Origin of the sequence: Celeribacter sp. SCSIO 80788, assembly GCF_051054295.1 — a bacterium.
In the GTDB taxonomy this organism is placed as follows: Bacteria; Pseudomonadota; Alphaproteobacteria; order Rhodobacterales; family Rhodobacteraceae; genus Celeribacter.
The window spans coordinates 1,776,078-1,799,887 of the sequence record NZ_CP150482.1 but is presented as its reverse complement, the minus strand read 5'-3'; the positions used below and the strand labels follow the sequence as shown (position 1 = coordinate 1,799,887).

Here is a 23,810-nt window from a genome sequence, read left to right as displayed (position 1 = left end):
CTCATGTCTGTCGGAAGGTCAGGTTCAGCAATCGCCGCTGTGGCCGGTCATCCGGCTTCTTGACTGCGGTGATCTCTTTCAACGTCTCCCCGGCTTTCAGGCGCCGGAGGATGTCGATCTCGTCGTGCTGCATTTGCAGAGCGGTCGCCGCATGGCCTGCCGCCTGTTCGGGATCGAGCACGGCGACCCCGTTTTCATCGGCGAGAATAATGTCGCCCCGCGCCACCGGCACACCGCCACAGGTGATCAGCCCGCCGACCTCTCCTGTCGTCTGACGGTTGCGTGTTGTGATCGGCGAACGACCCCGACACCAGACCGGCAGGCCAAGGGCCAGAAGCGCGGCTTGATCGGTGACGAACCCGTCAATGACGACGCCCGCGACGCCACGTTCGAACGCAGCTTGCGCGGTCACCGCTCCAAAACAGGCATGACGCATGTCGCCGCAGCGATCGACCACGATCACATCGCCCGGTTCCGCCACTGACAGCGCTTCGACCAGTGCCGATCCATCGCGCCCGGGCAGACGCACCGTCAACGCCGGGCCATAGATCCGGCGCGCCGGGATCAGCGCTTGTAGAGCCGGAGCCATGAAGCCCTCGTAGAGAAAATGCCCCAGAGTGGCGGTTTCAATTTCGGAGAGATCGGGGATCATGTCGGGCTCCTATCGGATTCGGTGCGGGCGCGGGTCTGTTTGAACCCGGAACATCGGGCACATCTTTCCCATCCCATGCAGCACGATGGCTGCATGGGGCGGGGAAAATCGTTTGTCGGAAAATTCAGAGAGCGGCAGTCACGATGAATTCGACGAGATAATCGGGCGTCGCGAGTTTCGCTTCGCCACAGGCCCGTACCGGCGGATTCTCCGGATCGATCCAGGCGTCGTACACCGCATTCATCGCCGCGAAATCATCCATATTCGCGAGCCAGACGATCACTTTCAACGTCTTGGACTTGTCGCTCCCGGCCTCGGCCAGAAGTCGGTCCACCTCGGCAAGCGCCTCGCGGCTTTGTGCGGTGATGTCGCTACTCGGCTCACCGACCTGACCAGCGAGATATACGGTGTCATTATGAATGACCGCCTGGCTCATCCGCGCTCCGGGGTGCAATCTTTTCACGGCCATGGGTTTATCCTTTTCAACATATCGTAAGCTCTTTCCGAAAAGAGTAATAAGTAATGGCCGCACGAGATAGTGTGTGGTTTCGGTGTGAATTTATTGGTGAGATAGTGTGTGCTTATGACTGGGGGCTGACCGAACTCCGGCAAATCGACTACTATGCCGCAGGCCTCAAAGGAGATCGCATGCCAGCGCTATCGCAAAACGCGGAACTGAACTGGAACCTCTTGCGGACCTTTTGCGTGATCGCCGAAGAGAAGAGTATTACCGGCGCCGCACGCCAGCTTCAGATGAGTCAGCCCTCGGTCAGCCTTGCGCTTCAGAAGCTTGAGGAGCAACTCGATTGCAAACTGGTTTTTCGCGGCACGCGTCACTTTGCGCTGACGCTGCGGGGCGAAAAGATCTATCAGGAATGTGTCGAGATGTTTCGCTGCGCCGAACGCATCGGCACCCTGTCGGAGGACCGCAACGACGACGAATTCGGCGAACTGACCCTCAACATGATCAGCCGTCTGCATTCGCCGCTGATCGACGAGGCGCTGCGGCTTTATCACCAACGCTATCCCTCGATCACATGGCGGATTGAGGTCAAGAACTCCCTCGACATTGTACGCCAGATTACCACGGACAAGGCGGGGATCGGGGTCTGTCTCTTGACGAAACAGATGCCGACGCTGCATTGCCGCCACCTGTTTCGCGAAGAGTTCGGGATTTTCTGTGGCGCGGAACACCCGCTGTTCGGGGTCGAAGAGATCCACATGCGGGCTTTGCAACAAGAGCCTTTCGTGGCGATCGATTGCGCCAGCGACGGCATGGGGTTCGAGCCGATGTATCTGCTGCGCGAGGGGCTTGGACTCGGCAATCGCACCAGCGGATCGAGCCGCGATCTCGAAGAGGTGCGGCGGATGCTGATCTCCGGCCTCGGGATTGGCCTCTTGCCGGTTTTGACCGCGACGGAGGATGTACGGGCGGGGCGGCTCTGGCCCTTGCGGCTCGTGGATCAACCGCTTGGCGCCGATGTATTCCTCGTCTCCTCGAACTTGAGCCAGCTCACCCCGCCCGAGGAGAAGTTCGCCAATCTGATCGACGAACTTCTGAATCTCTATCCGGGCATGTGTTGATCAGCCAGCCCGGCTGATGACCTCATAGGCGGCGGTGAGGTCCTCCTGCGACAGGCCGACGGATTTGAACACTGTGCGCTCTGTCTCGCTTTGCCGACCCGGATGGGTGCCTTGGGCCAATTCCGTCAGATCGGCTGCGATCCGATCCGGGTGGAAGGTCCCCTCCGCAATTGGTTGCGCCAGATCGCCCGCCAGAATCGCGCCTGCACGCCCATCGACAAAGACCTGCGCGTCGGTGATCGCGGCACTGTCGCTTTCGCGCATGTCGGATTTGAACGCGCCGATCAGATCGAGATGCGAACCGGGCTTGAGCCATGCACCCTTGATCATCGGCACGGTCGAAGCAGTCACCGAAGTGATCACATCGGCCGCACGACAGCCGGTTTCGAGATCGGTGCAGGGGGTTGCCGGTAGGCCGCGGGCTGAGAGAGTGTCGGCGACGTTCTGTGCCTTTTGCGCCGAACGCCCCCAGATCAGAACATGGTCATAGCCCCGCACGCAGGCATGTGCTTCGGCGACCGAGAGCGCCAGTTGCCCTGTGCCGACGACCAATAGGGTCCGGGCGTCCTTGCGGGCGAGATAATCGGCAGCGAGTGCAGAGGCTGCGGCAGTGCGTCGGGCGGTGATCGCATCGCCGTCGAGTGCTGCGGTGAAGTGCCCGTCCGCGCCGTCGAACATCAGCATCCCGGCGTTGATCGTAGCCTTGCCTTTGGCGGCATTGCCCGGAAAAAAAGTCACGACCTTGACGCCGATGGCCTTGCCACCCTCCCAGGCGGGCATGATCAGCAGGGAGGCGATTTCGCCGCCCGGCAATTCGATGTCGAGCACCTGACGCGCCGGGGCGGTGGTGGCCGCCGCCGCAAAATCTTGCCTCAGCGCCGCGATAAGACCCGGCCAGTCCAGCCGGGCCTCGATCTCTTCATGTCCGAAAACCTGCATCAGCGATCCGCCCGTTTGACCACGGCATGCAATAGCATGTTCAGCCCGGCACGGAAATCCTCCGGTTCGCAGGATTCGTTGTTGTTATGGGTGATGCCGCCTTTGCAGGGGGTAAAGATCATCGCGGACGGGCAATGCATCGCCATGTGATAGGCGTCGTGACCGGCCTGCGACTGGATATCGCGCCAGTTGTACCCCTGACGCACGGCCTCGTCGCGAATGCCATTGACCAGCTCGCCGTCGAAAATATCGCCGCCCCAGACCCATTCGTCCTCAATCACGGCAACACAGCCTGCCATGGCGGCGCTGGCCTTGGCGGCGCGGCGCATTTTTTCGGCCATGACCTTTGCCGTGATCGGATCGGGATGCCGCACGTCGGCGATACATTGCGCCGTGTCCGACAGGATGCCGGGCTTGTTCGGCCAAGCGGCCAGTCGCGAGCCGGTGGCCTTGCCGTCATGCACCGCGAATTCCCAGCCGATGTCGTCCACGGCGGTCAGAAAGCGCGCGCCTGCGATCAGAGCATTGTGACGCAGGTCCATCGGCGTCGGGCCGGTATGGGCAGTTTCGCCCTCGAAGCGCACACGCATGCCGTGGCTCGGGTAGCCGCCGGTGACAACGCCAACCTCGCGGCCTTCAGCATCGAGGATCGGTCCCTGTTCGATATGCAGTTCGAAATAGGCATCGATCTCTCCTGCTTTGCAGGGTTTGTCACCCTTGTAACCGATCCGTTCCAACTCGTCGCCGAACCGCGGGCCGTCGTCGGCCTCGAGATCGTAGACCCAATCGCGCTCATAGCGTCCGACAAAACAGCCGGAGGCGACCATCGGCGGCGAGAACCGCGCGCCTTCCTCGTTGGTCCAGTCAACGATCACGATCGGGCGCTTGGTCACATGGCCCAACTCGTTGAGTGTGCGCACCAGTTCGAGACCGGCGAAAACCCCGGCGATGCCGTCGAACCGGCCACCGTTGATCTGGGTGTCGAGATGGCTGCCGATCAGGATCGGCGCCAGAGAGCTGTCGGTCCCGTCGCGGCGGGCAAAGATCGAGCCGAGTTCGTCGATCTCGACCGCAAGCCCAGCCTCACGGCACCAGTCGCAGAACAGGTCCCGCATTTCGCGATCGCTATCCGTAAGCGTCAGGCGCGACAGCCCGCCCGGGCGCCCCTTGCCGATCTCGGCGGAGGCTTCAATCGTCGACCAGAACCGGTCAACCGACATGCGGGCTTCGGGGGAAATAGTCATAGCTTACCTCTTTCAGGAGTGTATGGGGTCACCTGGCCCCGGTCAGGCCGGTGATGATCTCGGGGAACAGGACCAGCAGCAGAAGGATCGCGACCATCGAGCCTATGAAAGGCAACAGGTAGCGGAAGGCGGCAGACATCGGGATGCCTCCGGTACGACACGCGGCCATGAGGTCGATGCCGAGTGGAGGGGTATTGGCCCCAATGGCCAGATTGATCGTCAGCAGAATGCCGAAATAGACCGGATCGATGCCATAGGCGCCGAGCACGGGGATGAAGACTGGCGCGAGGATCAGGATGATCGCGAGGCTTTCCATGAAGGTGCCGAGGATCAGCACCAGCGCCATCAACAGGATCAACGCCACCGTGGCATTCGAGGTCAGCGCCTCGATCCCATGCACGGCAAGTTGAGGCACCTGTTCGGCTGCGAGAATCCAGCCGAAGACCGAGGCGGAGGCGATCACCAGAAGGATGGCACCGGTCATTTCGACCGTATCGCGCAAAATGGTGAAGGTTTCGCGCAGGGACAGCGCACGATAGAAGAACCCGCCGACGATCAGCGCGTAGACCACGCCCGCGCCTGCGGCTTCGGTTGGGGTGAAGACGCCGAAACGGATACCGCCGACGATGATGACCGGGGCGATCAAAGCGGGCACCGCCTCGATCAGGCTTTTGCGGACGGTCGCCCCGGACACCGGATCGCCTCCGCGCCAGCCATTGCGGCGTGAAATCCACCAGGCGACCACCATGAGACCAAGACCCAGAAGAATGCCCGGCACGATGGCACCCAGGAAAAGTTGCCCGATGGAGGTGTTGGTGGCCGTGCCGTAGACGATCAGAACGATGGAGGGGGGCACGACGGTGCCGAGAGACCCGGCACACCCCAAAGCGGCGGCGGAGAACCCGGGATGATAGCCGCGCTCTTTCATGGCAGGCAAAAGCATGGTGCCGATGGCGACCACATCCGCGACGCCCGAGCCCGACAGAGAGCCGAACAGCATACAGGCGAGGATCATGACGATGGCCAGGCCGCCGGTTGCGCGCCCCACGAGGGCTGAGCACAGCGCGACGATACGTGGCGCAAGACCGCCCTGAACCATTAGCATGCCTGCCATAAGAAACAGGGGAATGGCCAAAAGGGTGAAGCTGTCGATGCCCGCGATCATGCGCTGAGCGACGACCATTAGGGGGGCGAGATCGGCCACCGCAATATAGAGCGCCGAGGCCAGACCGAGGGCGACGGCGATTGGCGCGTCGATCACGATGAGGGCGATAAAACTCGCCAGCAGCAGGAAAAGTTCAAAGCTCACGGGCGACCTCCTCGCAGGATCAAGGCGATGAGCGACAATGCCGCGCCGATGGGCAGGCAGAGATAGAATAGCCCGCCGGGCAGGCTCATCGCGGTGGTTTCATGGTGCCAGGTGAACAGCGTGATCTTGTAACCAGTGACCAACAGCACGATCAGGAACACGCCGGAACAGATCCCGGCCAAAAGATGTGTGGCCCGTCGTGCGCGACCTTCGGGCAAGATCATGTCGAGGATACCCGCCTTGAAATGCGAACGACGGACAAAACCCGAAACCATGCCGATGAAGGTGACCCATACGAGGATAAGACGCGGCAGTTCCTCGGACCAGCGTGGCGTCTGGCCCAGTAGGTAGCGCGAGAACACCACCCAGGCGACGATGCCCGCAAGGCTTGCGACACCAATGGCACCTATGGTGCGCACGGCCCCGTCGAGACCCTGCGCCAGTCGGTCGATCACGGCTTTCATGCGCTGACCCCGTCGCCACCGCGGCAGAGCATGCATTCGTCGCAATAGGCCGCAACCACGATCCATTCTTCGGAGAGCACCTCGACCTCATGTACGACGCCCGGCGGCAGACGCAGGGCGGTGCCTTCGGTCATGTAGAATTCTTCGCCATTGGCGCGGAGCACGGCTTCACCTTTGAGCGTGAGGGTAACCTCGTCGCGCGGGTGGGCGTGGGGCACGCTGCGCGCGCCCCGTTTCCCGGTCGTGACCGACAGCTTGATGAAGCCTTCACCGCGTTCCTTTGGCGAGAACAGGACTTTCTGGCTGAAGTCGTAGAGCTGGACCGGTTCGACCGATCCGAGCTGTTTCACTTCCGGCATGGCCCGGCTCATTTGCGGTACTCGTCGAGGATAGAGAGGAGCTCTTCGCCATAGACATCGGCATTGGCCTCCCAGATCGGCTGCACGGCGGCGATGAACGGCGCTTTGTCGACTTCGTTGACTTCCATACCATGCTCTTTGAGTTTGGCGATCATGTCGGCGTCGCTGGCTGCGACCATGTCGCGCTGTTTCTCACCCCATTCGAGCGCGGCGGCCTGCACGATCTCCTGATCTTCCGGTGAGAGGCTGTCCCAGACCGGTTTCGACAGCACGAGGGTGGCAGCGCCCCAGACGTGACCGGTCATCGATACGTATTTCTGCACCTCGAAGAAGGAGGCGGAATAGATGATCGAGAGCGGGTTTTCCTGCGCGTCGAATACGCCCTGTTGCAGCGCAGAGTAGAGTTCACCGAAGGACAGCGGCGCGGGTTCGGCCCCGAGCGCTTCGAACGTGGCGAGGCGCACCTTGTCCGGGGTGACGCGGATTTTGAGACCGGCGAGGTCTTCGGGCGTGTTGATCGGGTGTTTGGAGTTGGTCACGTTGCGATAGCCGTTTTCCCACCAGGCCAGAACCTTGATGTTCTGCTGGTCGAGAATGTCGGCCAGAGCATCGCCAAGCTTGCCGTCGAGCGCGGCAAAGGCCTGTTCGCGTGAGGTCCAGGCATAGGGCATTTCGATGATGCCCATTTTCGGGTCAATGGTCTGGAACGAGCCCGCGCCGATCACACCGCCCTGAACGGAGCCGAATTGCAGCCCCTCGATCATGTCCTTTTCGCTGCCAAGCTGACCGCCCGGAAAGACTTCGACCGTGACACGGCCCTCGGTTTTCTCGGCGACCTCATCGGCAAAGCCCTGTGCCGCAATGTTCCAGCTGTGGCTGTCAGCCAGCACGTGACCGATGCGGATTTTGGTTTCGGCCGAAGCGCCAGAGGCAATCAGGCCGGTGGCCAGCGCAGCGGCGGTGAAGCCATGCAAGGCACGTTTTTTGAAGCTATGGATTTTTTTCATGTCAGACTCCCGTGTTGTTTGGAAAGACTGACACCAAGTCTGCATTCAGACAAATAGGCAGGCGCTATTTTAGAAATTCGCAGAAGCAATGCGCCGCGTACGAAAAACGCCCGGGTGTCCTGACGAACGCCCGAGCGTTTCAAGCCGCTCGCACAAGGGGATCGCGATACGACCTGTTCCTATCTCCTGTTTCTCGCCTTATTTCGCGATGCGCACGATATACTGTTCGGTGTCGTCGGGATTGGCGACCAGATCGCATTGCATGGCGGTTTCAAGTGGCGGCAGGGCTTTATGTTCTTCCAGAATGTCGAAACGCGCGCCATTGGCTTGCGCAACATAGATATTGAGCGCCGTGTGGTGGGTTTTCGGGTCCATGATAAGTTGACCGGCAGGGCCGTCGAAGCGACCCTCCGCTTCTAGGGCTTCGATGACCGGCATACGCTCTGTTGTCCCGGCCCGTTCGACCGCTTTGGTCCAGAGTTCGAACGAACAATAGGTCATCATGCCGAGTTCATTGATATAAGGCACCTTTTTCGCCCGCTCTGTGGCGCGAAACGCCTCGACAAACGTGGCGTTGGCCGGATTGTCGACATCTTCATAATAGGCATAGGCAGAGTAGATGTTGCGGCTTTCCGTGGGCGATAAAAGCACCTGTTCATTGCCGCCACCAAAGGTCGAGGACACGATCGGTGTCTCGTTCAGTCCCGCAGCGGCCCATTGCCGATAAAAGCTCAGATGCGCGCCGCCGACCAGGGCGGAGAAGACAAAGTCCGGTTTTTCGGACTGGATCTTCTGAAGCTCGGCGCCGAAATCGGTGACATCGAGCGGGAAGAAACTGGCGTTGATGACCTCAAGGCCCAGATCGGTGGCAAATTTGCGCACCCACTCGGCGCTGAGATGGCCGAAATTGTAATCGGCTGCGACGATATAGACGCGCTTGCCGAAATTTTGGGCAGCGAAGGGCATCAGCGTCGAGATGGACTGTCCCGGCGTCGAGGCGGTGATAAAGATATTGCGGTCGCACACCCCGCCTTCGTAATTCGTGGCGTAGAAATAAGGCACGCCGTAACGCCGCAGGATCGGACGAATGGCCTCACGCGAGGCGGAGGTGATGCCTCCGAATACTGCAGCGACCCGATCACGCGTGGCCGCTTCGGTCGCATATTGCGTGTAATACTGCAGGTTCGATTGCGGGTCGTAGTCGATCAGCTCGATGGGACGGCCAAGCACACCCCCAGCGGCGTTTTTCTGCTCGACCGCGTAGCGCAGCATTTCGATCATCGGCAAACCGTAGATGTCGAGCCCACCCGAGGCGTCGTGGATCTGAGCAATGCGGATCGGATCCTCTGCAAAGGCCGCGCGGGTGTAGAAAGGTGCTGCGAGACTGAGTGCCGCACCGGTCTGCAAAAATTGACGTCTTTTCATGAAAACAACTCCTGTTGGGAATGCGGATCGGGCTTAAACACCCTTTTGATCCGGTTTGAGAACAATGCGGCCAAGAACGCTGCCCTGGCGAAGGCGGTCGAGGGAGTCGCACAGGCAAGTCATGTCTCGCTCCCAGACGGGCATCGGGCGAAGTGCCCCGGTACAGGCCAGATCAACCACCTCACGCAATTCCGACAGACTGCCGGTATAGGTGCCGATCAGCGCCGTGGCTTTGAAAGGCAGGCTGGGAAGGGGCAGCGCGATGCGTCCGCCCTGAAGCCCGACCAGAACGACGCGGGCGCCTTTCATAACCGCCTCAAGCGCCAGCGTGGTGGTGGCGGGCAGGCCCACGGTGTCGATCACGCCGTAAAGTGCGCCCCCGGCGGCCTCGCGCAGGGCCTCGACCGCGTCGGGGCGGGAGGTGTCGACCACGGCCCTGGCGCCGAGATCTCGGGCCGTAGCAAGGCGGTCTTCGGAAATGTCACAGGCAATCACTGCGTCAATTCCCAGTGCGCGGGCCATGGAAACGGCCATGAGCCCAAGGCCGCCCGCACCAATGACGGCGATGGTTGCGCCTGGCTTGACGGGCATGATCTGCCGCAGGGCGCTGTAGACCGTGAGGCCGGAACAGGCCAGTGTCGAGGCCCATGCCGGATCGAGGCCGCCAATCGCGACAAGGTAGCGCTCATCTGGTACAAGGACGTGACGGGCATAGCCTCCTTGCGAGAAAATCCCGAGAGAGGCGGGAGTTTCGCAGTGGTTTTCCAGACCGGCCTTGCAGGAGGTGCATGTGCCGCATCCGATCCACGGGTAAATCAGGCGACGCTCTCCGATCAGCCCGACATCGGCCTCGGGTCCGACGGCACAAACCCGCGCCACGATCTCGTGCCCCATGGTCAGGGGCAGGGGCATATCGCTTTCTGAAAAGTCGATCTTTTCGCCGTCGCCGAGGTCCTGATAGCCATCCATGATGTAGACATCGGAGTGACAGACACCTGCGTATTCCACTTCGAGCAGAACTTCGGCACCGGTCGGGACCGCGGCCTCATGCTCGACCGCGACCGGGGCGGTGCCGTAACGGGGTAATTGATAACTTGTGGTTTTCATTTTTTCCTCATCAGGTCGGGCAAGCGTCATAGCGCAGCACGGCGTCGAGCAAGGCCTGTGCTCCGGCGGCACAGTCTTCGGCTGTGGCGCTTTCGGCGGGATTGTGGCTCAGGCCATCCTTGCAGGGGACAAAGATCATCGCCGTGGGCGCAATACGGGAAATGTTCACCGCATCATGTCCGGCCCCCGACACAATGTCGCGCCAAGGCAGGCCGCTGGTTTCGGCGGCGTGGCGCACAGCTGCGATACAGCCCGCGTCGAACCGGACCGAGGGGCTGAACCAGAGTGTGCTCATATGGGATGAAATCCCGTCTCCGATGGCCGTCAGGCGGTCGCGCACCGATTGTTCCATGGCCTCGATATGACTGTCTTCAGGATGGCGCAGATCGAGTGAAAAACGCACCTCCCCCGCGACCACATTGCGCGACGGAGCCTTGATCGCGAACTCTCCGACCGTCGCATAGCCTCCGGCAGTTCGGGCAATGTCGGTCACATCGGAAATGAAAGCGATCGCCGCCATGAGCGCGTCTGCACGCATCTCCATCGGGGTCGAACCGGCATGGGCGGTGCGCCCCGTGAGGGTGATGTCGTACCAGCGGGCGGCTTGCACGCCGGTGACGACGCCAATCCGGTCGCCCGCATGTTCAAGCACCGGACCCTGTTCGATGTGCAACTCGAACATCGCTCCGATCCGGGTGGCACCGATGTCGGCCTCTCCGGCGCAGCCGCTTTGTGCCAAAGCTTCGCCAAAGCTCATACCTTCGGCATCGATCTGTGCCATGGCCTCGTCCAGCGGCAGCGTACCCGCATGGACCGCGGATCCGAGCATTGCCGGGGCAAACCGCGCGCCTTCCTCATTGGTCCAGTTCACCAATAGCAACGGGTGTTCGGTCTCTACATTGTGCTCGTTCAGGCTGCGCATCACTTCGAGCCCGGCGAGAACACCGAGGATGCCGTCAAATTTGCCGCCGGTTGGCTGGGTGTCGAGATGGCTTCCCATGGCAATCGGGGCGGCGGTGACACTGCGCCCTTCGCGGCGCAGAAACATGTTGCCCACGCGATCCGTGCTGAGGCTCAGCCCAAGGTGCCGGGCCTCAGTCGTTAACCAGTCTCGCACCGCGCGATCTTCTGCACTCAGGGTCAGGCGGCATATCCCGCCCTCTGCGGTTCCACCGATCTGCGCGGTATCCATCAGCGTCTGCCAAAGGCGCGACGCGTCGATTTGCACATTCGTCAAAAGTCTGTCTTTCCATGAAGGCGTTTTAAGAAAGACGCGCGGGGTGAAATCCCTGCGCGTCTCCAAGGGAACAGATGGGCAGGGGGTTACAAAGCCACCCCGACGGATTTCACCTCGGTGTAGAGCAGGATGGCCTCATAGCCCTGTTCGCGGCCCCAGCCCGATTGCTTGAATCCGCCAAAAGGCAGGGCCGGGTCGATCACATGGTGGGTGTTGATACCGATAGTTCCTGCTTTGAGTTTGCGCGCAACCTGATGCGCGCGGCTGATGTCGCGGGTGAACACCGATCCGGCAAGGCCATAAACCGAGGCATTCGCCTCCTTGACGATTTCCTCGAACCCGTCATCGTCGAAGGTCGCGACCGACAGGACCGGGCCGAAGATTTCTTCGCAAACCACCGACATATGCGGTTTCGTTTCGGTCAGGATCGTGGGGGCGATGAAATAGCCCTCTTCGCCGACCTGCGTGCCACCACACAGCAGGGTTGCGCCATCGGCCAGACCGGCTTCGATATAGCCCAGCACCTTGTCGAATTGTTCCTTCGACACCAAAGGTCCGATTTGCGTGGCCGGATCTAGGCCGACGCCAACGGTCATGTTTTCGGCAAAGGTCTTGAGCCCTTCGAGGATCACGGGGGCAATGTCCTTGTGGATATAGAGACGGGTGCCCGCAGTGCACGTCTGGCCCATGTTGTAGAAGATACCGTAACCGATAGCCGGAATCGCGACGTCGGGATCGGCATCGGGGAAAACGATCATCGGGGATTTGCCGCCCAGTTCGAGCGAGACCTTCTTGAGATTGCCTTGTGCGGCATCGAGGATCTTGCGACCGACCTCGGTCGACCCCGTGAACGCGATCTTGTCCACATCCGGGTGAGCCGCGAGCGCGGCCCCGGCCTCATGGCCATAGCCGGTCACCACGTTGAACACGCCTTTCGGAAAACCCGCTTCTTCGACCAGTTCGGCAAACCGCAGCGCGGTCAGTGGGGTTTGTTCGGCGGGTTTGAGCACGATGGTGCAGCCTGCGGCCAGCGCCGGAGCGACTTTCCAGACCGCCATCATGAATGAGAAATTCCAAGGCACGATCTGGCCGCAGACGCCGACGGCTTCGCGCAGGGTATAGGCGTGGAACGGGGCCTCGGCAGACAAGGGGATGGTCTGGCCGGTGATCTTGGTGCTCCAGCCTGCCATGTAGCGCAGAAGCTCGTAGGAGAAGGCGACATCGCCAATCCGGGCATCGGTCACAGGTTTGCCGTTGTCGAGCGCTTCGAGCTGTGCCAGCTCATCGGCATGAGCCTCGACAAGATCGCCGAGCTTCCATACCAGCTTGCCACGCTCTGCCGGGCTCATCTGTCCCCATGGGCCTTCATCGAAGGCCGCGCGTGCCGCCGCCACGGCCAGATCGACATCCGCCGCCAGACCGCGGGGCACCCTGTCGAACATCTGACCGGTGGCCGGGTCCTCGACCTCGATGACACTGCCGCCCGCGGCCGGACACCATGCACCGTCGATGAACATCTTCTTGTCTTTGGCAATGAACCGGGCGGCATCTTCGCCCAGAAGCGCAAGGGTTTTCGGGGTGTTTTTCATCTGTCTTCCTCTTATGCCTTGGCTGAAATTTCGCGGCTGGTAACCAGTGTCACCTCGCCGTCGAGAATAGGTTTTGCGATCCCGAAAAAGCGTGCCACCGTGTCGGAATTGTTGTGCGCATCCATGGCCTCGCGGTCCTTGAAACGCTCGTATGTCGTAAAGACACAGGGGTCTTCGAGATCTTGCGAGATGAAGAAACCCAATGTGTCGGGTTCGTTGTCGCGCACGTTCTCGGCCACTTCGAGCAGGGCCTGACGCATGGTTTGTTCGTAGCCTTTGCGGGAGCGGATGATGGCGGTGATGGTGATCATGGTGTCCTCATTAGTCTGTTGGGGGGGGCTGGCCGGTTTGGTGTCATTCTGCGGGAAAGCCTGCTGCCAGATCGACGTCGTGCAGGGTCTCCGGGTCGACCTCGCCGGAAAGCTGACCACGCCGGATCAGCAACACGCGCGAGGCAAGGCTTGCGATGAATTCAAGATTCTGCTCGACCAGAAGGATCGACAGGCCGCGTTTAGCGCAGAGCCGATGTAGAACGTCGATCATTTCCTCGATGATCGAGGGTTGAATGCCCTCGGTCGGTTCATCGAGCAGAATCAGTTTCGGTTCGGCGCACAGGCAGCGGGCCAACGCGAGGATCTGCTGCTCGCCCCCCGACAGGACACCGCCAGCGCGGGTCAAGATCGGTTTCAGGCGCGGGAGCTCCTCGATGACCTCTTCGATCAGGCGTTCGGCCTCGGCCTTGGGGCGGGCGGCGGCGGCAACGCGCATGTTGTCCATCACGCTGAGCACAGGAAAGATCTGGCGGCCCTGCGGTACATAGCCAATCCCAGCCTGAGCGCGCTTTGCCGGACGTTGCGTCGTGAGATCGCGTCCGCTGAGAGAGACAGAGCCTTTGGTTGTGGGAACATGCCCCATCAAGGCGCGCAGCAGGGTAGATTTGCCCATGCCATTATGCCCGAGAATACCGACGAACTCCCCGGCACCGATCGACAGGTCGACCCCGAAGAGTACGGGAATACGACCGTATCCGGCATGGAGGTTCTGCACCTTCAAAAGGTCATGCGTCATGTTTTTTCCCCAGATAGACGTCACGGACGCGGCTGTCGCTCAACACGTCGGAGACATGCCCTTCGGTCAGGATGCGCCCCTGATGGAATACGGTGACCTGGTCCGCGATGGCGCGGATAAAGGCCATGTCGTGTTCGACCACGACCACGGTATGTGTCGTGTTTAGCTCGCGGATGATGTCGGCAAGTTTTTCCACCTCGGCCGAGGTCATCCCTGCCGCCGGTTCATCCAACAGGACAAGCTCCGGGTTGGAGGCGACGACCATGGCCAGCTCGACAAGCTGACGTTGCCCATGGGCCATTTGGCCGAGAATGCAGGGATGCAGGTCGGCGATGCCGAGACGATTGAGGACCTCGTCGATCCGCCGTTTGCGCAGCGTCTGATCGTGCGTGTCGCGCAAGGATAGCCAGAGGTTTTCGTAAACGCTCAGCCCATCGAACAGGCTCGGGATCTGGGTCTTGATGCCCATGCCGAGCCGGGCGATTTCATGGCGCTGATGCAGGGCCACGTTCTCGTTGCGGAAGGTGATCTTGCCGAAGGTGGGTTTTTGCGTACCGGTGAGACAGCGGAAAAAAGTTGTCTTGCCCGCGCCGTTCGGTCCGATCAGACAGCGTAATTCCCCCCTGCGCAGGCGAAAATCGACCCCGTCGAGCGCCTTGACGCCGCCGAAATGCATCGCAACCCCGTCGGCATGCAGAATATAGTCGCTCATGTGCGCTCTCCTTCTGGTCTGCTGGGAATGAGGCGGTTTGCCTGCGCGGTCAGCCAGGGCAGAACGCCGCCCGGCACAAAGACCACGAAGATTACCAGTACGAGGCCCAGCACGATATTCGGGTCGATCCAGCCCAGCTTGCCGAGATAGGCCGTCGCCAGTTGCAGCAGGATGCAGGCCACAACCGGACCCGCGAGGGTGCCGACCCCACCGACCACCACCCAGATCAGCACCTGCGCTGCGGTAGAGAGGCTGAACATCGTCGGGCTGACGAAGACGGAATTGGCAAAAAGCACACCGGCCAGCCCGGCGATCCCTGCGGAAATTGCGAAGGTCGCGAGTTTGAGCGCGCGGGCGTTGTATCCCAAAAGCTCGGCCCGCATTTCGTTTTCCCGCACGGCGATGATCGCGCGTCCGAACGGTGTGACGATCAGTAGTTTACAAAAGCTGTAGACCACGAAGAGCAAGGCGACAGAGAGACCAAACATCTGTCCGGGGCTGAGTGGAGTCTTGCTGAAGGGCAGAGTCAGAAGCGGTGTGTTCGGAATGCCGTTGAACCCGCCCAGGCGTGCTACTCCAATGCGCCAGGCGTCGCCGCCCGTCGAGTTGATGAGTTTGAACAGGATCAGCGTCACCGTCAGGGTGATGACCCCGAGATACACGTCGCTGAGGCGCCCGTAGAACAGGAAATAGCCGAGTGCGGCGGCGAAAAGCGCGGGGAACAGGATGCCGATCAGCGCAGCGGAGGTCGTGTCGCCAAAGTTCAATGCGGCCACGGCATAGGCATAGGCCCCAAGTCCGAAAAAGGCGGACTGGCCGAAACAGAGCACACCACCATAGCCCCAGAGCAGCGCCATCGAAAGGGCGAAGACGGCCATGGACACATAGAGCGTCATATTGATCACCGTGTAGAGCGGTACGATTTTCGGAAAGACGAGGATGGTAAGAAGAGTGAAAACTGCGGCAAAGCCGATCTGACTTGCCTGCTTGCGGGAAAGATCTGGACGGATCATGGCGCACCTCGGAAGAAACGGCCCGACAGGCCGGTGGGCAACACCCGCAGCAACACGGTGGCAGCGACCAGCAGGGCGACATCGCCGATCACGGGGGTGGAGAGGAAGGTCATCAACGAATTGACGCTGCCGAGCAGGAACGCACTTGCGGCAGTGCCCGCGATCACGCTGGTGCCACCGGTGATGACGGTGATGAAGGCTTTCGCGACATAGGCGACGCCCATTGTCGGGATCACACCTGAAATCGGTGCCAGTAGCCCGCCAGCCAACCCGCTGAGACCGGCCCCTATGGCAAAGGTCGTGGCATAGACGCGAGAGGGCTCGACGCCTAAGGAGGCGGCCATTTCGCTGTTTTGCATGGTGGCTCTGGCAATCAGACCGGCACGCGTGAATTTCAACAGCGCATAGCCTCCGATCAGGACGATCACAGCCACGGCAGTGAGCACGAAATCATAGGCTCCGACGCTGTAATCTCCGACCCTGAATGCACCGACGGGGGCCGCGATACCGACCACGCGGTTGCCAAAGGCCATGGTTGCCAGCCCGATCAGCAGAAGGCTCAGCCCCCAGCTTGCAAGCATCGTGTCGATCATTCGGCCATAGAGGCGGCGCATGACGAGCCGCTCGATGAGGATCCCGAGCAATGCAACTGAGAGTGGCGCGATCACCAGCATGGCGATCCAGATGTTGATCCCTGCCTTGACGCTGAAAATGGCGGCGAACCCACCAAGCATGATGAATTCGCCATGGGCGAGGTTGATCACCCGCATCATACCGAAAATCACGGCAAGTCCGATGCTGATGAGCAAAAGGTTTCCGACCGCTCCGATGGTCTGGAGCAGCACAACGATGAAATAGTCCACGAGAGTATCCGTTCTTGGCCGGAGGCGGATTCTCCCCCTCCGGCACAGGTCGTTTATTCGATCACGTATTGCTGGTTGTCGTCCGGGTTCGCGATCAGGTCACATACTGCTGCGGTGTCCGCAGGCGGTTGGTTGGCATAGCTTTCGAGGATTTCGAAGCTGTGATTGTTAACCCGCCCGATATGCACGTCTGTGGCGCAGTGATGGGTGGCCGGGTCGATGGTGGAGGGGCCGCCGGGGCCCTCGACTGTCGACCCGCTTTCGATGGCTTCGATCACCGCCATGCGATCAAAGCTGCCCGCCTTGCGCACGCCGTTGGCCCAGTGATGGACAGCGTTGTAGGTGGCCGAGGCATGTTCGGTGACATAGGGGGCATCGGTCCCGAATTTACCGTGGTAACGGTCGATGAAGGCCTTGTTCTCCGGCGTGTCTATTTCCTGGAAATAGCCGAAAGCAGACATGACCCCGTTGGATTCTTCGGGTGTCAGGATAATATGCTCGTTACCGCCCCCGAAAGACGTGGAGACGATCGGGATTTGTCCCGCCATCCCCGCAGCGGCCCATTGCCGGAAAAAGGACATGTGATTTCCGCCGACCAACAGCGTGTAGATCACATCGGGCTTTTCTTTCTGGATCTTCTGGATCGCAGCATTGAAATCGGTCACGTCGAGGGGGAAGAATTCGGCGGCGATCACTTCGCCACCGGCCTGAGCTGTGTAATCCTCCACCCATTTTGCGGAAATCTGGCCGTAATTGTAATCGGCTGCAAGGACGTACACGCGCTTGCCGAGGTTTTCGACGGCATAGGGCATCAGCTTGCCGATGGTTTGCGCCGGTGTCGAGCCGGTCATGAAAGCGTTGCGGTCGCAAACCCCACCTTCATAGAGCGGCGAGTAGAAATACAACGTCTGATAGCGACGCAAGATCGGGCGGATCGCTTCGCGCGATGCCGATGTGATGCCGCCGAACACTGCCGCTGCACGATCTGCGGTCGCAGCTTCGGTGGCGAATTGGGTGTAGAGCTGAATGCTCGACTGCGGGTCGTATTTGCGGGTGACAATCTCGCGGCCAAGCAGGCCGCCTGCGGCGTTCAGCTCGGACACCGCCAGATTGAAGCAGGCGTCTATCGGTTCGCCGTAAATCTCAAGCCCGCCGGAAAGATCGTAGATCGAGGAGATGGTGACAGTCTCGGCGGCGCTGACCCGTCGCGCCCAGGGCGCAGCCAAAGCGGCTCCGGCCGTCGCCATGAAGTGGCGTCGGTTCAATTTCATATGTGGACTCCCTGCATATGTGTTGATTGCGGGTTATGTCCCGCTTTCAATATTTATATTTTCATTATTTTCTTTTTCAAGTAATTTATTGAATGAAGGGAAAATGGCATAAAATGCAGAAAACTCCGCCGGTTATTCGGCGGAGTCCATGATGCAGGAAAAGAAAATGGGGCTCAGAAACTCTGCAAAATGCGGAATCGCGCGCCGTCCGCCTGCGCCAGATAAACCGGCCCAACGCAGACACCATCACGCACCACGCAGGTGCCACGCGCACCGGAATAATGCAGGCCTTCAAAGGAAGCGCGCAGATCCGGCAGATTGAGCGAGTTTGCGCGCCCGGCCAGAGCCGCAAAGAAATGTAGCCCCTCATAACAGGCTTCGCTCAAAACTCCCTGCATCGGGGCGCTCACGCCGAAGGCATCGCGATATTTGGCCATGAACCTAGAATTGTCCGGCCCGTTGATCTCACTGAAATACCCGGCAGCACAATAGAGGTTTTCCGTTGCATCCGGCCCGATGGCCAGAAGGGTGTTTTCCTCAATGGCACCAGATAGGCGCAACATGTTGGCACTCATGCCGCGCGCAGAGAATTCACGATTGAAGGGTACACATTCCGCCCCGACGAGCGATTGAAACACGATGTCCGGCCCAGCCTCAGAAATACGGTCGAGCATGGTGTCGATGTCGGTTTCGCCAATCGGGACATAAGATTCTCCCACCACTTCAGCCCCGTTTTTACCAAGAAAGCGGCGCACCCAGTCATGAGAGGCGCGTGGCCAGACATAATCATTGCCGATCAGATACCAGCGCTTTGCACCCTCGCGTCGGATCATATGTAGCAATGCCTCGGCAAACTGGTTCTCCGGGGTTTCACCAATCGTGAACACATCCTCGCGTGGCGCGCCGCCTTCGAAAAGCGGCGCGTAGACATAGGGGATTTCGCCCGCGAACTCCTCCGCAAGAGCCAGGCGGACCGTCGATAAATGCACCCCAATCAACACCTGTGCGCCATGGACGTCCACGAGTTCGCGCGCACGGGCAACCACACCTGCGGGATCCCCGCCTGCGTCGGCGGCCAGCAATTCGATCTGGCGTCCCAAAATACCACCGGCGCCGTTGAGCTCTGATGCGGCGAGCACAGCGCTGCATTGGCAAGACGGCCCCCAAATGGCATCCGCACCGCAAAACGGGACGAGCAGGCCGATTTTCAAGGGTTGCGGTTGGCGCCGCGCGCGGTTCCACCACTCGGCATTGATATTGATGCCTTCGATGCGGCCATGTCGCAAAGATCCGCCAATGTCAGGCTGTTTGAGAAAAGCCGTCTGATGCGCCTCCCTAGGCAGAGCATCCCACATTGTCAGGCTCCTAAGGTGTGTTCTTTCTTTCACCATTCGCACAAATGGTCAGCGTTTCAACGAATTTCCTCATTTTGACGCGTTTCTCTCTTTTCCTGAGTATGATTGCACAATATATATACTTTAAAAGTAATCTATTGCCGATTAAAGCTTCATGTCAGACCCTCTCCTTAGCGAACATCTCTCTCATCTGTTGACGATGGCGAACCGCTATGTCACGCGACAGATGTCTGCGGAGGGCGTGTCTTTCGATCAATGGCGCGTTTTAAAAGCCTTATCGGATGATCCCGGCCTGACAATGAGTCGTCTGGCGGAGGCCTTGGGGCTTAACCTGCCGACGGTAACCAAGCTTGTGGACCGGATGGTTGGCGAGGCGCTGCTCTATAGGGTTCTCGATCCGGATGACCGGCGCAAGGTTCGCATGTTCGTTTCCGACAAAGGCAAGGCGCTTTTGAGTAAACTCAATGCACATGTAATGGCACAGGAACGCAAACTTGAAAGCAGCTACAGCGACGCAGATTTGCAACGTCTGAAGACGCTTTTGGAAGATCTGTTCCAGTCGCGCACCGGCGACTGATCCTAGGTGTTCAGTCCCGGCATCTGGTGGATCGGGTTTTGGGAAGCTGTCGGGCTCGGATGTCCATATCTTGCAGATGTATTCGTAAGGTGTGATCCCGTTGAGGGTCTTAAGCCTGCGGGCGAAGTTGTAAGCCGCGATGAAGTCGGTCAGATGGGGGCTGCCGTAATGGAAGCGTTTCACGGTGGCCTCTTTGATCGTTCGGTTCATCCGCTCGACTTGGCCGTTGGCCCAGGGGGGGGGGCGGTTTGGTTAGCCGGTGCTCGATCCCGTTGGCTTTGCAGATCATGTCGCAAGCGCATCTGCCGGGAATGGGCGGTGTTCCTGTTGGCCTTTTCAGCGAGCTGCGTGACGGCAGGCAAATGCGAGATGCCGTGACGTTGCAGGCATCTGTGCAACGCCGAGCGGGTTAGGTGCGGGTTTGTGGGCAGCAGGGCATAGAGGCAGTCGTCCAGCGGCAAGAGCGCGTGTTGCCGAAAGGCAACGACCATCGCCTCCTCGGCCTCGCTGAGAACGGAGGACGGGGGCTCCTTGGGGCCAGTCTTCAAATCCTCGACCGTCTCGCGCTTGCGTCATTTCGCGACCGTTTTCGGATTGATCCCGAGTTCCCGACACAGCGCCGCTGTCGAAGCTTTTGATCGCTGTATTGCTGCTCGGATGGCGTACGTGGGCGTGGCGCAGCCGTGACGAACTTGTCCCATAGTACTTCCTTCCATTCCAAAGAAAGGAGCGCACCATCAAACCATGGGATCAAACATCTAGGTTATGTCCAGAAGATCGGGGCTGATGCTTCGTTTACACCGAGGATGTCGGGAGTTCGAGCCTCTCACGCCCCACCATTTTCTCTTCGCCTTTCCTGTAAATCCTCCGCGCTGAAAAGACCGTGAAGTTTTTTCTCCTGCCCCGACACTTTTTCGCGATTCCCGGCTTGACGGGACCACGCACTCCCCATAGAACGCCCCTCACGCTTCGGGGTGCAAGTCCCGGAACGGCAGCAGCGAGCGGTTGTAGCTCAGTTGGTTAGAGTACCGGCCTGTCACGCCGGGGGTCGCGGGTTCGAGCCCCGTCAACCGCGCCATCGCTGTCTGATATAGCCCTTTGGGGTACGCTTTGAAAAGCACTGCGCGGTTGTAGCTCAGTTGGTTAGAGTACCGGCCTGTCACGCCGGGGGTCGCGGGTTCGAGCCCCGTCAACCGCGCCACTTTTCAGGAAAAGCAAACAAAAACGCGTCCGGTTTCGGGCGCGTTTTGTCTTTTGATCATCTCGCTTCCGGCTGGTTTTCCGATGGCCAAATACTCAGCCGTACCGAAAGATTCACTCGATCCGATAGGGCAGTGTACCCCTGTTGTTCGGGTCGATGGTCAGGCGCCGCTCCAGAGGCGGTACGGAGCGTTGATGACAATCGCGCCGTTCGCAGATCCGGCAGGAGATACCGATCGGTTGGAACGCTGCCGGTTTGGTGACATCGAGATCGTCGGCATAGACCAGTTCCGAGGCGTGCGTGACCTCGCAGCCGAGGCTGATCGCATAGCGCCGCACCGGGGCGTGAAATGCGCCGCCGGGTTTCGAGACGTCGCGGGCAATCGAGAGGTAGCGCACCCCGTCCGGCGTCTCCGCCAATTGCCGCAGGAAATGACCGGGGCGCTCAAAGGCCTGGTGCACGTTCCAGAGCGGGCAGGCGCCACCATAGCGCGCGAATTGTAGCCGCGTGGCGGAGTGGCGTTTGGTGATTGTCCCGGCCTGATCGACGCGCACGAAATAGAAGGGAATGCCTTTGGCACCGGGGCGTTGCAGGGTGGAAAGCCGGTGTGCGACCTGTTCGATCGAGGCGCCGAAGCGTTCGGCCAACATTTCGAGATCGTGCCGGGTCTCCTGCGCCGCTTCCAGAAAGGCGGTGTAGGGCAAAAGCGCGGCTCCCGCGAAATAGTTCGCAAGGCCGATGCGGGCAATCTCCCGCGCCTCTTCGGAATGGAACCGCGCCAGATCGAGCGTGGCGTCGAGCAGCTTGCCCTGAGTGACAAGGGCGAGTTGGTGCAGGATCTGGAAGCGTCGCGTGGCGCTTGAGGCGCGCGACGAGATCGTCAGCTCGCGCAGTTCGGGATCGAAATGCCGCAAGTCGCGCTCGCCGCTGCGCACGGTGATGCCGTGCTGTTCGAGCATGTCGAGCGCGGTTTTCATCACATCGCGACCGCGAGTTTGATTGCGGCCGATGTTCTCGGCGGCGCGGTCGACGGCGTCGAGATAGTTGTCGCAATAATGGAAGAAATCGCGGACCTCTTCCCAAGGGCTCGGGCGCGCGGGCATGTCTTCTCGGCCCAGTGCCTCGTCCATTGAGGCGAGCCGTTCGGTGGTCTGGCGATAGGCGCGATGCAGCTCGAGGAAGGCGCGGGCGAGCGCGGGGGCGTTCGAGGCTGCAAGCCGCAGGTCCGCAAGCGGCGGTGCGCCGTCGGAGAACACCGGATCGGCCAGCGCCTCGCGCATGTCGGTGACCATGCGTTCGGCATCGCCCGACGAGAGTTCGGTGACATCGAAGCCGAACTCCTGCGCCAGCGCCAGAACCACGCCGGTCGAAACTGGGCGGTTGTTGTTTTCCATCTGGTTGAGATAGGGCAGGGAGACGCCGAGCTTTTCTGCAAAAGAACGCTGGGTCAGCCCGAGCCGGGTCCGCGTTTCGCGCAGCTTCGCGCCTGCATAGAGTTTTTGCTGGGCCATGTCCCCGTCCTCGCTTTTGCAAAACGAGGTTTGCCAGTGCAAACCCGTTCTGACAAGAGGGGAAAGTGCGCTCAGCCCTCGCGGATCAGCTTGCGTTCGCGCAGCACCACCCAAAGGGCTGCGGCTATGGAGGAGAGCGAGGCGCAGAGCATGATGACGAGAAGCGGTGTGCCGCCGCTTTCCGGGCTGAGGACGGAGCCTGCGAAGGCCGAAAGCACCGCCCCGCCACCGATATACATGAAGCCGCCGAGCCCCGCCGCCGTGCCCGCCAGATGCGGCCGCACAGAGAGCGAACCCGCGATGGAATTGGGCAGTTGCAGCCCGTTGCCAACGCCCAGAAGCGAGATCATGGCAAAGAAATTCATCGGGGTTGCACGGTCTGCGAGGAAGGTCAGGAGGGACACGAAAACGCCGAGGGTACAAATCCCTGCGCCGATCAGGATCATCGTGTTCATGCCGAAACGGGCGGAGTATTTTCCAGCGATGAAATTGCCGAAGAAATAGCCGATCGCCGGGGCGGCCATATAGAGGCCGAGCTTGTCCTCGGTCAGATTGAACACGGTGGTGCCAAGAAAGGGTGCGCCGCCGAGAAAGGCGAAATAAGCGCCTGAGGCCGTGGCGGCGGAGAGTGCATAACCGAGAAAACGCTGCGATGTCAGAAGTTCGGGAAAGCCGCGCAGCATGGCCTTGGTCGAGCCATCGGTTTTCGGCGCGGTCTCGCCCGCATCGAAGGTGACGAGGAGCAAAAGCACGACGCCGACCCCGAACAGCAGCCAGAAGGCGCTTTGCCAGCCGTAGATATGGGTCAGAAAGCCGCCGACCGTGGGGGCGGCCATCGGCACCAGAGACATGCCCATGGTGACATAGGCGATCATCTGGGCGGCCTCTTCGCCAGGCACCATGTCGCGCACGATGGCGCGAGACAGCACCATGGCGCTGACGATCCCGGCCTGAGCGGCGCGCATCAGGAGGAAAATCTGCGCGGAAGGGGCGTAGATCGCGCCGAGCGTGGCGGCGAGAAAGATCAGGATGCCGCCGATCAGCACAGGGCGACGTCCGAAGCGGTCCGACAGCGGTCCGATCATCAGTTGCAGCCCGGCATTTACCGCGAGGAAGATCGCGATAGAGAGCTGCATGACGCTGTAATCTGTGTCGAAATAGCTGGTCATCTCCGGCAAGGCCGGGAGGAAGACGTTCATGGTCATGGCCGAGACCCCGGCCATCAGCACGAGGGTCAGGATATGCGGCGGGGTGCGGCGGTCGAGGAGGCGGACCTGCGGTTTGCGGTCCGAGGGGGAATTGCGATTTTGCGACATTGCGCCA

Annotated in this window: 23 protein-coding genes, 3 tRNA genes and 1 pseudogene; 5 read left to right on the top strand and 22 right to left on the bottom strand. The window is 60.5% G+C overall.

Annotation, left to right across the window (positions count from 1 at the left end):
• Window position 1: 1 nt before the first annotated feature.
• Window positions 2-652: an RraA family protein gene (locus V1471_RS09050; protein WP_434288147.1), complete on the bottom strand. Its 651-nt coding sequence runs from the start codon at window positions 650-652 to the stop codon at window positions 2-4.
• A 124-nt stretch (window positions 653-776) separates the two neighbouring features.
• Window positions 777-1,121, bottom strand: a complete 345-nt coding sequence (locus V1471_RS09045) for a RidA family protein (RefSeq protein ID WP_434288145.1) — start codon at window positions 1,119-1,121, stop codon at window positions 777-779.
• Between the two features lie 179 nt (window positions 1,122-1,300).
• On the opposite strand from V1471_RS09045, the gene V1471_RS09040 reads away from it, so the two are divergent.
• Window positions 1,301-2,236 (top strand): LysR family transcriptional regulator, encoded by a 936-nt coding sequence (locus tag V1471_RS09040; protein ID WP_434288143.1) that lies wholly within the window; start codon window positions 1,301-1,303, stop codon window positions 2,234-2,236.
• Here V1471_RS09040 and V1471_RS09035 read toward each other — a convergent pair whose 3' ends face one another.
• The 17 genes from V1471_RS09035 to V1471_RS08955 form a co-directional block, all read right to left on the bottom strand.
• The gene (locus tag V1471_RS09035; RefSeq protein WP_434288141.1) at window positions 2,237-3,175 is read right to left on the bottom strand and encodes an ornithine cyclodeaminase family protein; all 939 of its coding nucleotides are present in this window, start codon (window positions 3,173-3,175) and stop codon (window positions 2,237-2,239) included. It lies immediately after the preceding gene.
• On the bottom strand, window positions 3,175-4,419 hold the full coding sequence (locus tag V1471_RS09030; protein WP_434288139.1) for a Zn-dependent hydrolase: 1,245 nt from the start codon (window positions 4,417-4,419) through the stop codon (window positions 3,175-3,177). The genes V1471_RS09035 and V1471_RS09030 overlap by 1 nt, the downstream gene beginning before the upstream one ends.
• A 28-nt stretch (window positions 4,420-4,447) precedes the next feature.
• Entirely contained in the window at window positions 4,448-5,728 is a 1,281-nt protein-coding gene (locus V1471_RS09025; protein ID WP_434288138.1) for a TRAP transporter large permease, read from the bottom strand.
• Window positions 5,725-6,192 (bottom strand): TRAP transporter small permease, encoded by a 468-nt coding sequence (locus V1471_RS09020; protein ID WP_417280376.1) that lies wholly within the window; start codon window positions 6,190-6,192, stop codon window positions 5,725-5,727. Before V1471_RS09020 ends, V1471_RS09025 begins: the two co-directional genes overlap by 4 nt.
• The gene (locus V1471_RS09015; RefSeq protein ID WP_417280377.1) at window positions 6,189-6,551 is read right to left on the bottom strand and encodes a cupin domain-containing protein; all 363 of its coding nucleotides are present in this window, start codon (window positions 6,549-6,551) and stop codon (window positions 6,189-6,191) included. Before V1471_RS09015 ends, V1471_RS09020 begins: the two co-directional genes overlap by 4 nt.
• An 8-nt stretch (window positions 6,552-6,559) precedes the next feature.
• Entirely contained in the window at window positions 6,560-7,558 is a 999-nt protein-coding gene (locus tag V1471_RS09010) for a DctP family TRAP transporter solute-binding subunit (RefSeq protein WP_434288135.1), read from the bottom strand.
• 198 nt (window positions 7,559-7,756) lie between these two features.
• Window positions 7,757-8,983, bottom strand: a complete 1,227-nt coding sequence (locus V1471_RS09005; protein WP_434288133.1) for an ABC transporter substrate-binding protein — start codon at window positions 8,981-8,983, stop codon at window positions 7,757-7,759.
• 33 nt (window positions 8,984-9,016) lie between these two features.
• Complete coding sequence (locus V1471_RS09000) at window positions 9,017-10,090, bottom strand: alcohol dehydrogenase (protein WP_434288131.1); 1,074 nt, start codon at window positions 10,088-10,090, stop codon at window positions 9,017-9,019.
• 10 nt (window positions 10,091-10,100) lie between these two features.
• A complete protein-coding gene (locus V1471_RS08995; RefSeq protein WP_434290910.1) occupies window positions 10,101-11,318 on the bottom strand; it encodes a Zn-dependent hydrolase in 1,218 nt (405 codons plus the stop codon).
• A gap of 95 nt (window positions 11,319-11,413) precedes the next feature.
• Window positions 11,414-12,916 (bottom strand): aldehyde dehydrogenase family protein, encoded by a 1,503-nt coding sequence (locus V1471_RS08990; RefSeq protein WP_434288129.1) that lies wholly within the window; start codon window positions 12,914-12,916, stop codon window positions 11,414-11,416.
• 11 nt (window positions 12,917-12,927) lie between these two features.
• Window positions 12,928-13,227: a putative quinol monooxygenase gene (locus V1471_RS08985; RefSeq protein WP_434288127.1), complete on the bottom strand. Its 300-nt coding sequence runs from the start codon at window positions 13,225-13,227 to the stop codon at window positions 12,928-12,930.
• Window positions 13,228-13,270: 43 nt separating this feature from the next.
• Window positions 13,271-13,984, bottom strand: coding sequence for an ABC transporter ATP-binding protein (locus V1471_RS08980; protein WP_434288125.1), 714 nt, complete (start codon window positions 13,982-13,984; stop codon window positions 13,271-13,273).
• A complete protein-coding gene (locus V1471_RS08975) occupies window positions 13,974-14,696 on the bottom strand; it encodes an ATP-binding cassette domain-containing protein (protein ID WP_434288123.1) in 723 nt (240 codons plus the stop codon). The genes V1471_RS08980 and V1471_RS08975 overlap by 11 nt, the downstream gene beginning before the upstream one ends.
• Window positions 14,693-15,709, bottom strand: coding sequence for an ABC transporter permease subunit (locus V1471_RS08970; protein ID WP_434288121.1), 1,017 nt, complete (start codon window positions 15,707-15,709; stop codon window positions 14,693-14,695). The genes V1471_RS08975 and V1471_RS08970 overlap by 4 nt, the downstream gene beginning before the upstream one ends.
• A complete protein-coding gene (locus V1471_RS08965; RefSeq protein WP_434288119.1) occupies window positions 15,706-16,572 on the bottom strand; it encodes a branched-chain amino acid ABC transporter permease in 867 nt (288 codons plus the stop codon). Before V1471_RS08965 ends, V1471_RS08970 begins: the two co-directional genes overlap by 4 nt.
• A 53-nt stretch (window positions 16,573-16,625) precedes the next feature.
• Window positions 16,626-17,843 (bottom strand): urea ABC transporter substrate-binding protein, encoded by a 1,218-nt coding sequence (locus tag V1471_RS08960; protein WP_434288117.1) that lies wholly within the window; start codon window positions 17,841-17,843, stop codon window positions 16,626-16,628.
• Window positions 17,844-18,016: 173 nt separating this feature from the next.
• Window positions 18,017-19,198 carry a substrate-binding domain-containing protein gene (locus V1471_RS08955; protein WP_434288115.1) on the bottom strand — a complete coding sequence of 394 codons (1,182 nt, stop codon included), beginning with the start codon at window positions 19,196-19,198 and terminating at the stop codon, window positions 18,017-18,019.
• Between the two features lie 241 nt (window positions 19,199-19,439).
• On the opposite strand from V1471_RS08955, the gene V1471_RS08950 reads away from it, so the two are divergent.
• Window positions 19,440-19,775 carry a MarR family winged helix-turn-helix transcriptional regulator gene (locus V1471_RS08950; protein ID WP_434288113.1) on the top strand — a complete coding sequence of 112 codons (336 nt, stop codon included), beginning with the start codon at window positions 19,440-19,442 and terminating at the stop codon, window positions 19,773-19,775.
• 2 nt (window positions 19,776-19,777) lie between these two features.
• Here the strand turns inward: V1471_RS08950 and V1471_RS08945 are convergent.
• A pseudogene (locus tag V1471_RS08945) lies at window positions 19,778-20,476 on the bottom strand (integrase core domain-containing protein).
• Between the two features lie 45 nt (window positions 20,477-20,521).
• Between V1471_RS08945 and V1471_RS08940 the strand changes: the two are divergent.
• From V1471_RS08940 to V1471_RS08930, 3 genes are all read left to right on the top strand, one after another.
• Window positions 20,522-20,614 (top strand) — tRNA-Val (locus V1471_RS08940).
• 162 nt (window positions 20,615-20,776) lie between these two features.
• A tRNA-Asp gene (locus V1471_RS08935) sits at window positions 20,777-20,853 on the top strand.
• Between the two features lie 46 nt (window positions 20,854-20,899).
• Window positions 20,900-20,976: transfer RNA gene (locus V1471_RS08930), tRNA-Asp, on the top strand.
• Window positions 20,977-21,089: 113 nt separating this feature from the next.
• On the opposite strand, the gene V1471_RS08925 is transcribed toward V1471_RS08930, so the two are convergent.
• Window positions 21,090-22,487 carry a helix-turn-helix domain-containing protein gene (locus tag V1471_RS08925; protein ID WP_434288111.1) on the bottom strand — a complete coding sequence of 466 codons (1,398 nt, stop codon included), beginning with the start codon at window positions 22,485-22,487 and terminating at the stop codon, window positions 21,090-21,092.
• Between the two features lie 71 nt (window positions 22,488-22,558).
• Complete coding sequence (locus tag V1471_RS08920) at window positions 22,559-23,803, bottom strand: multidrug effflux MFS transporter (protein WP_434288109.1); 1,245 nt, start codon at window positions 23,801-23,803, stop codon at window positions 22,559-22,561.
• Window positions 23,804-23,810 lie beyond the last annotated feature (7 nt).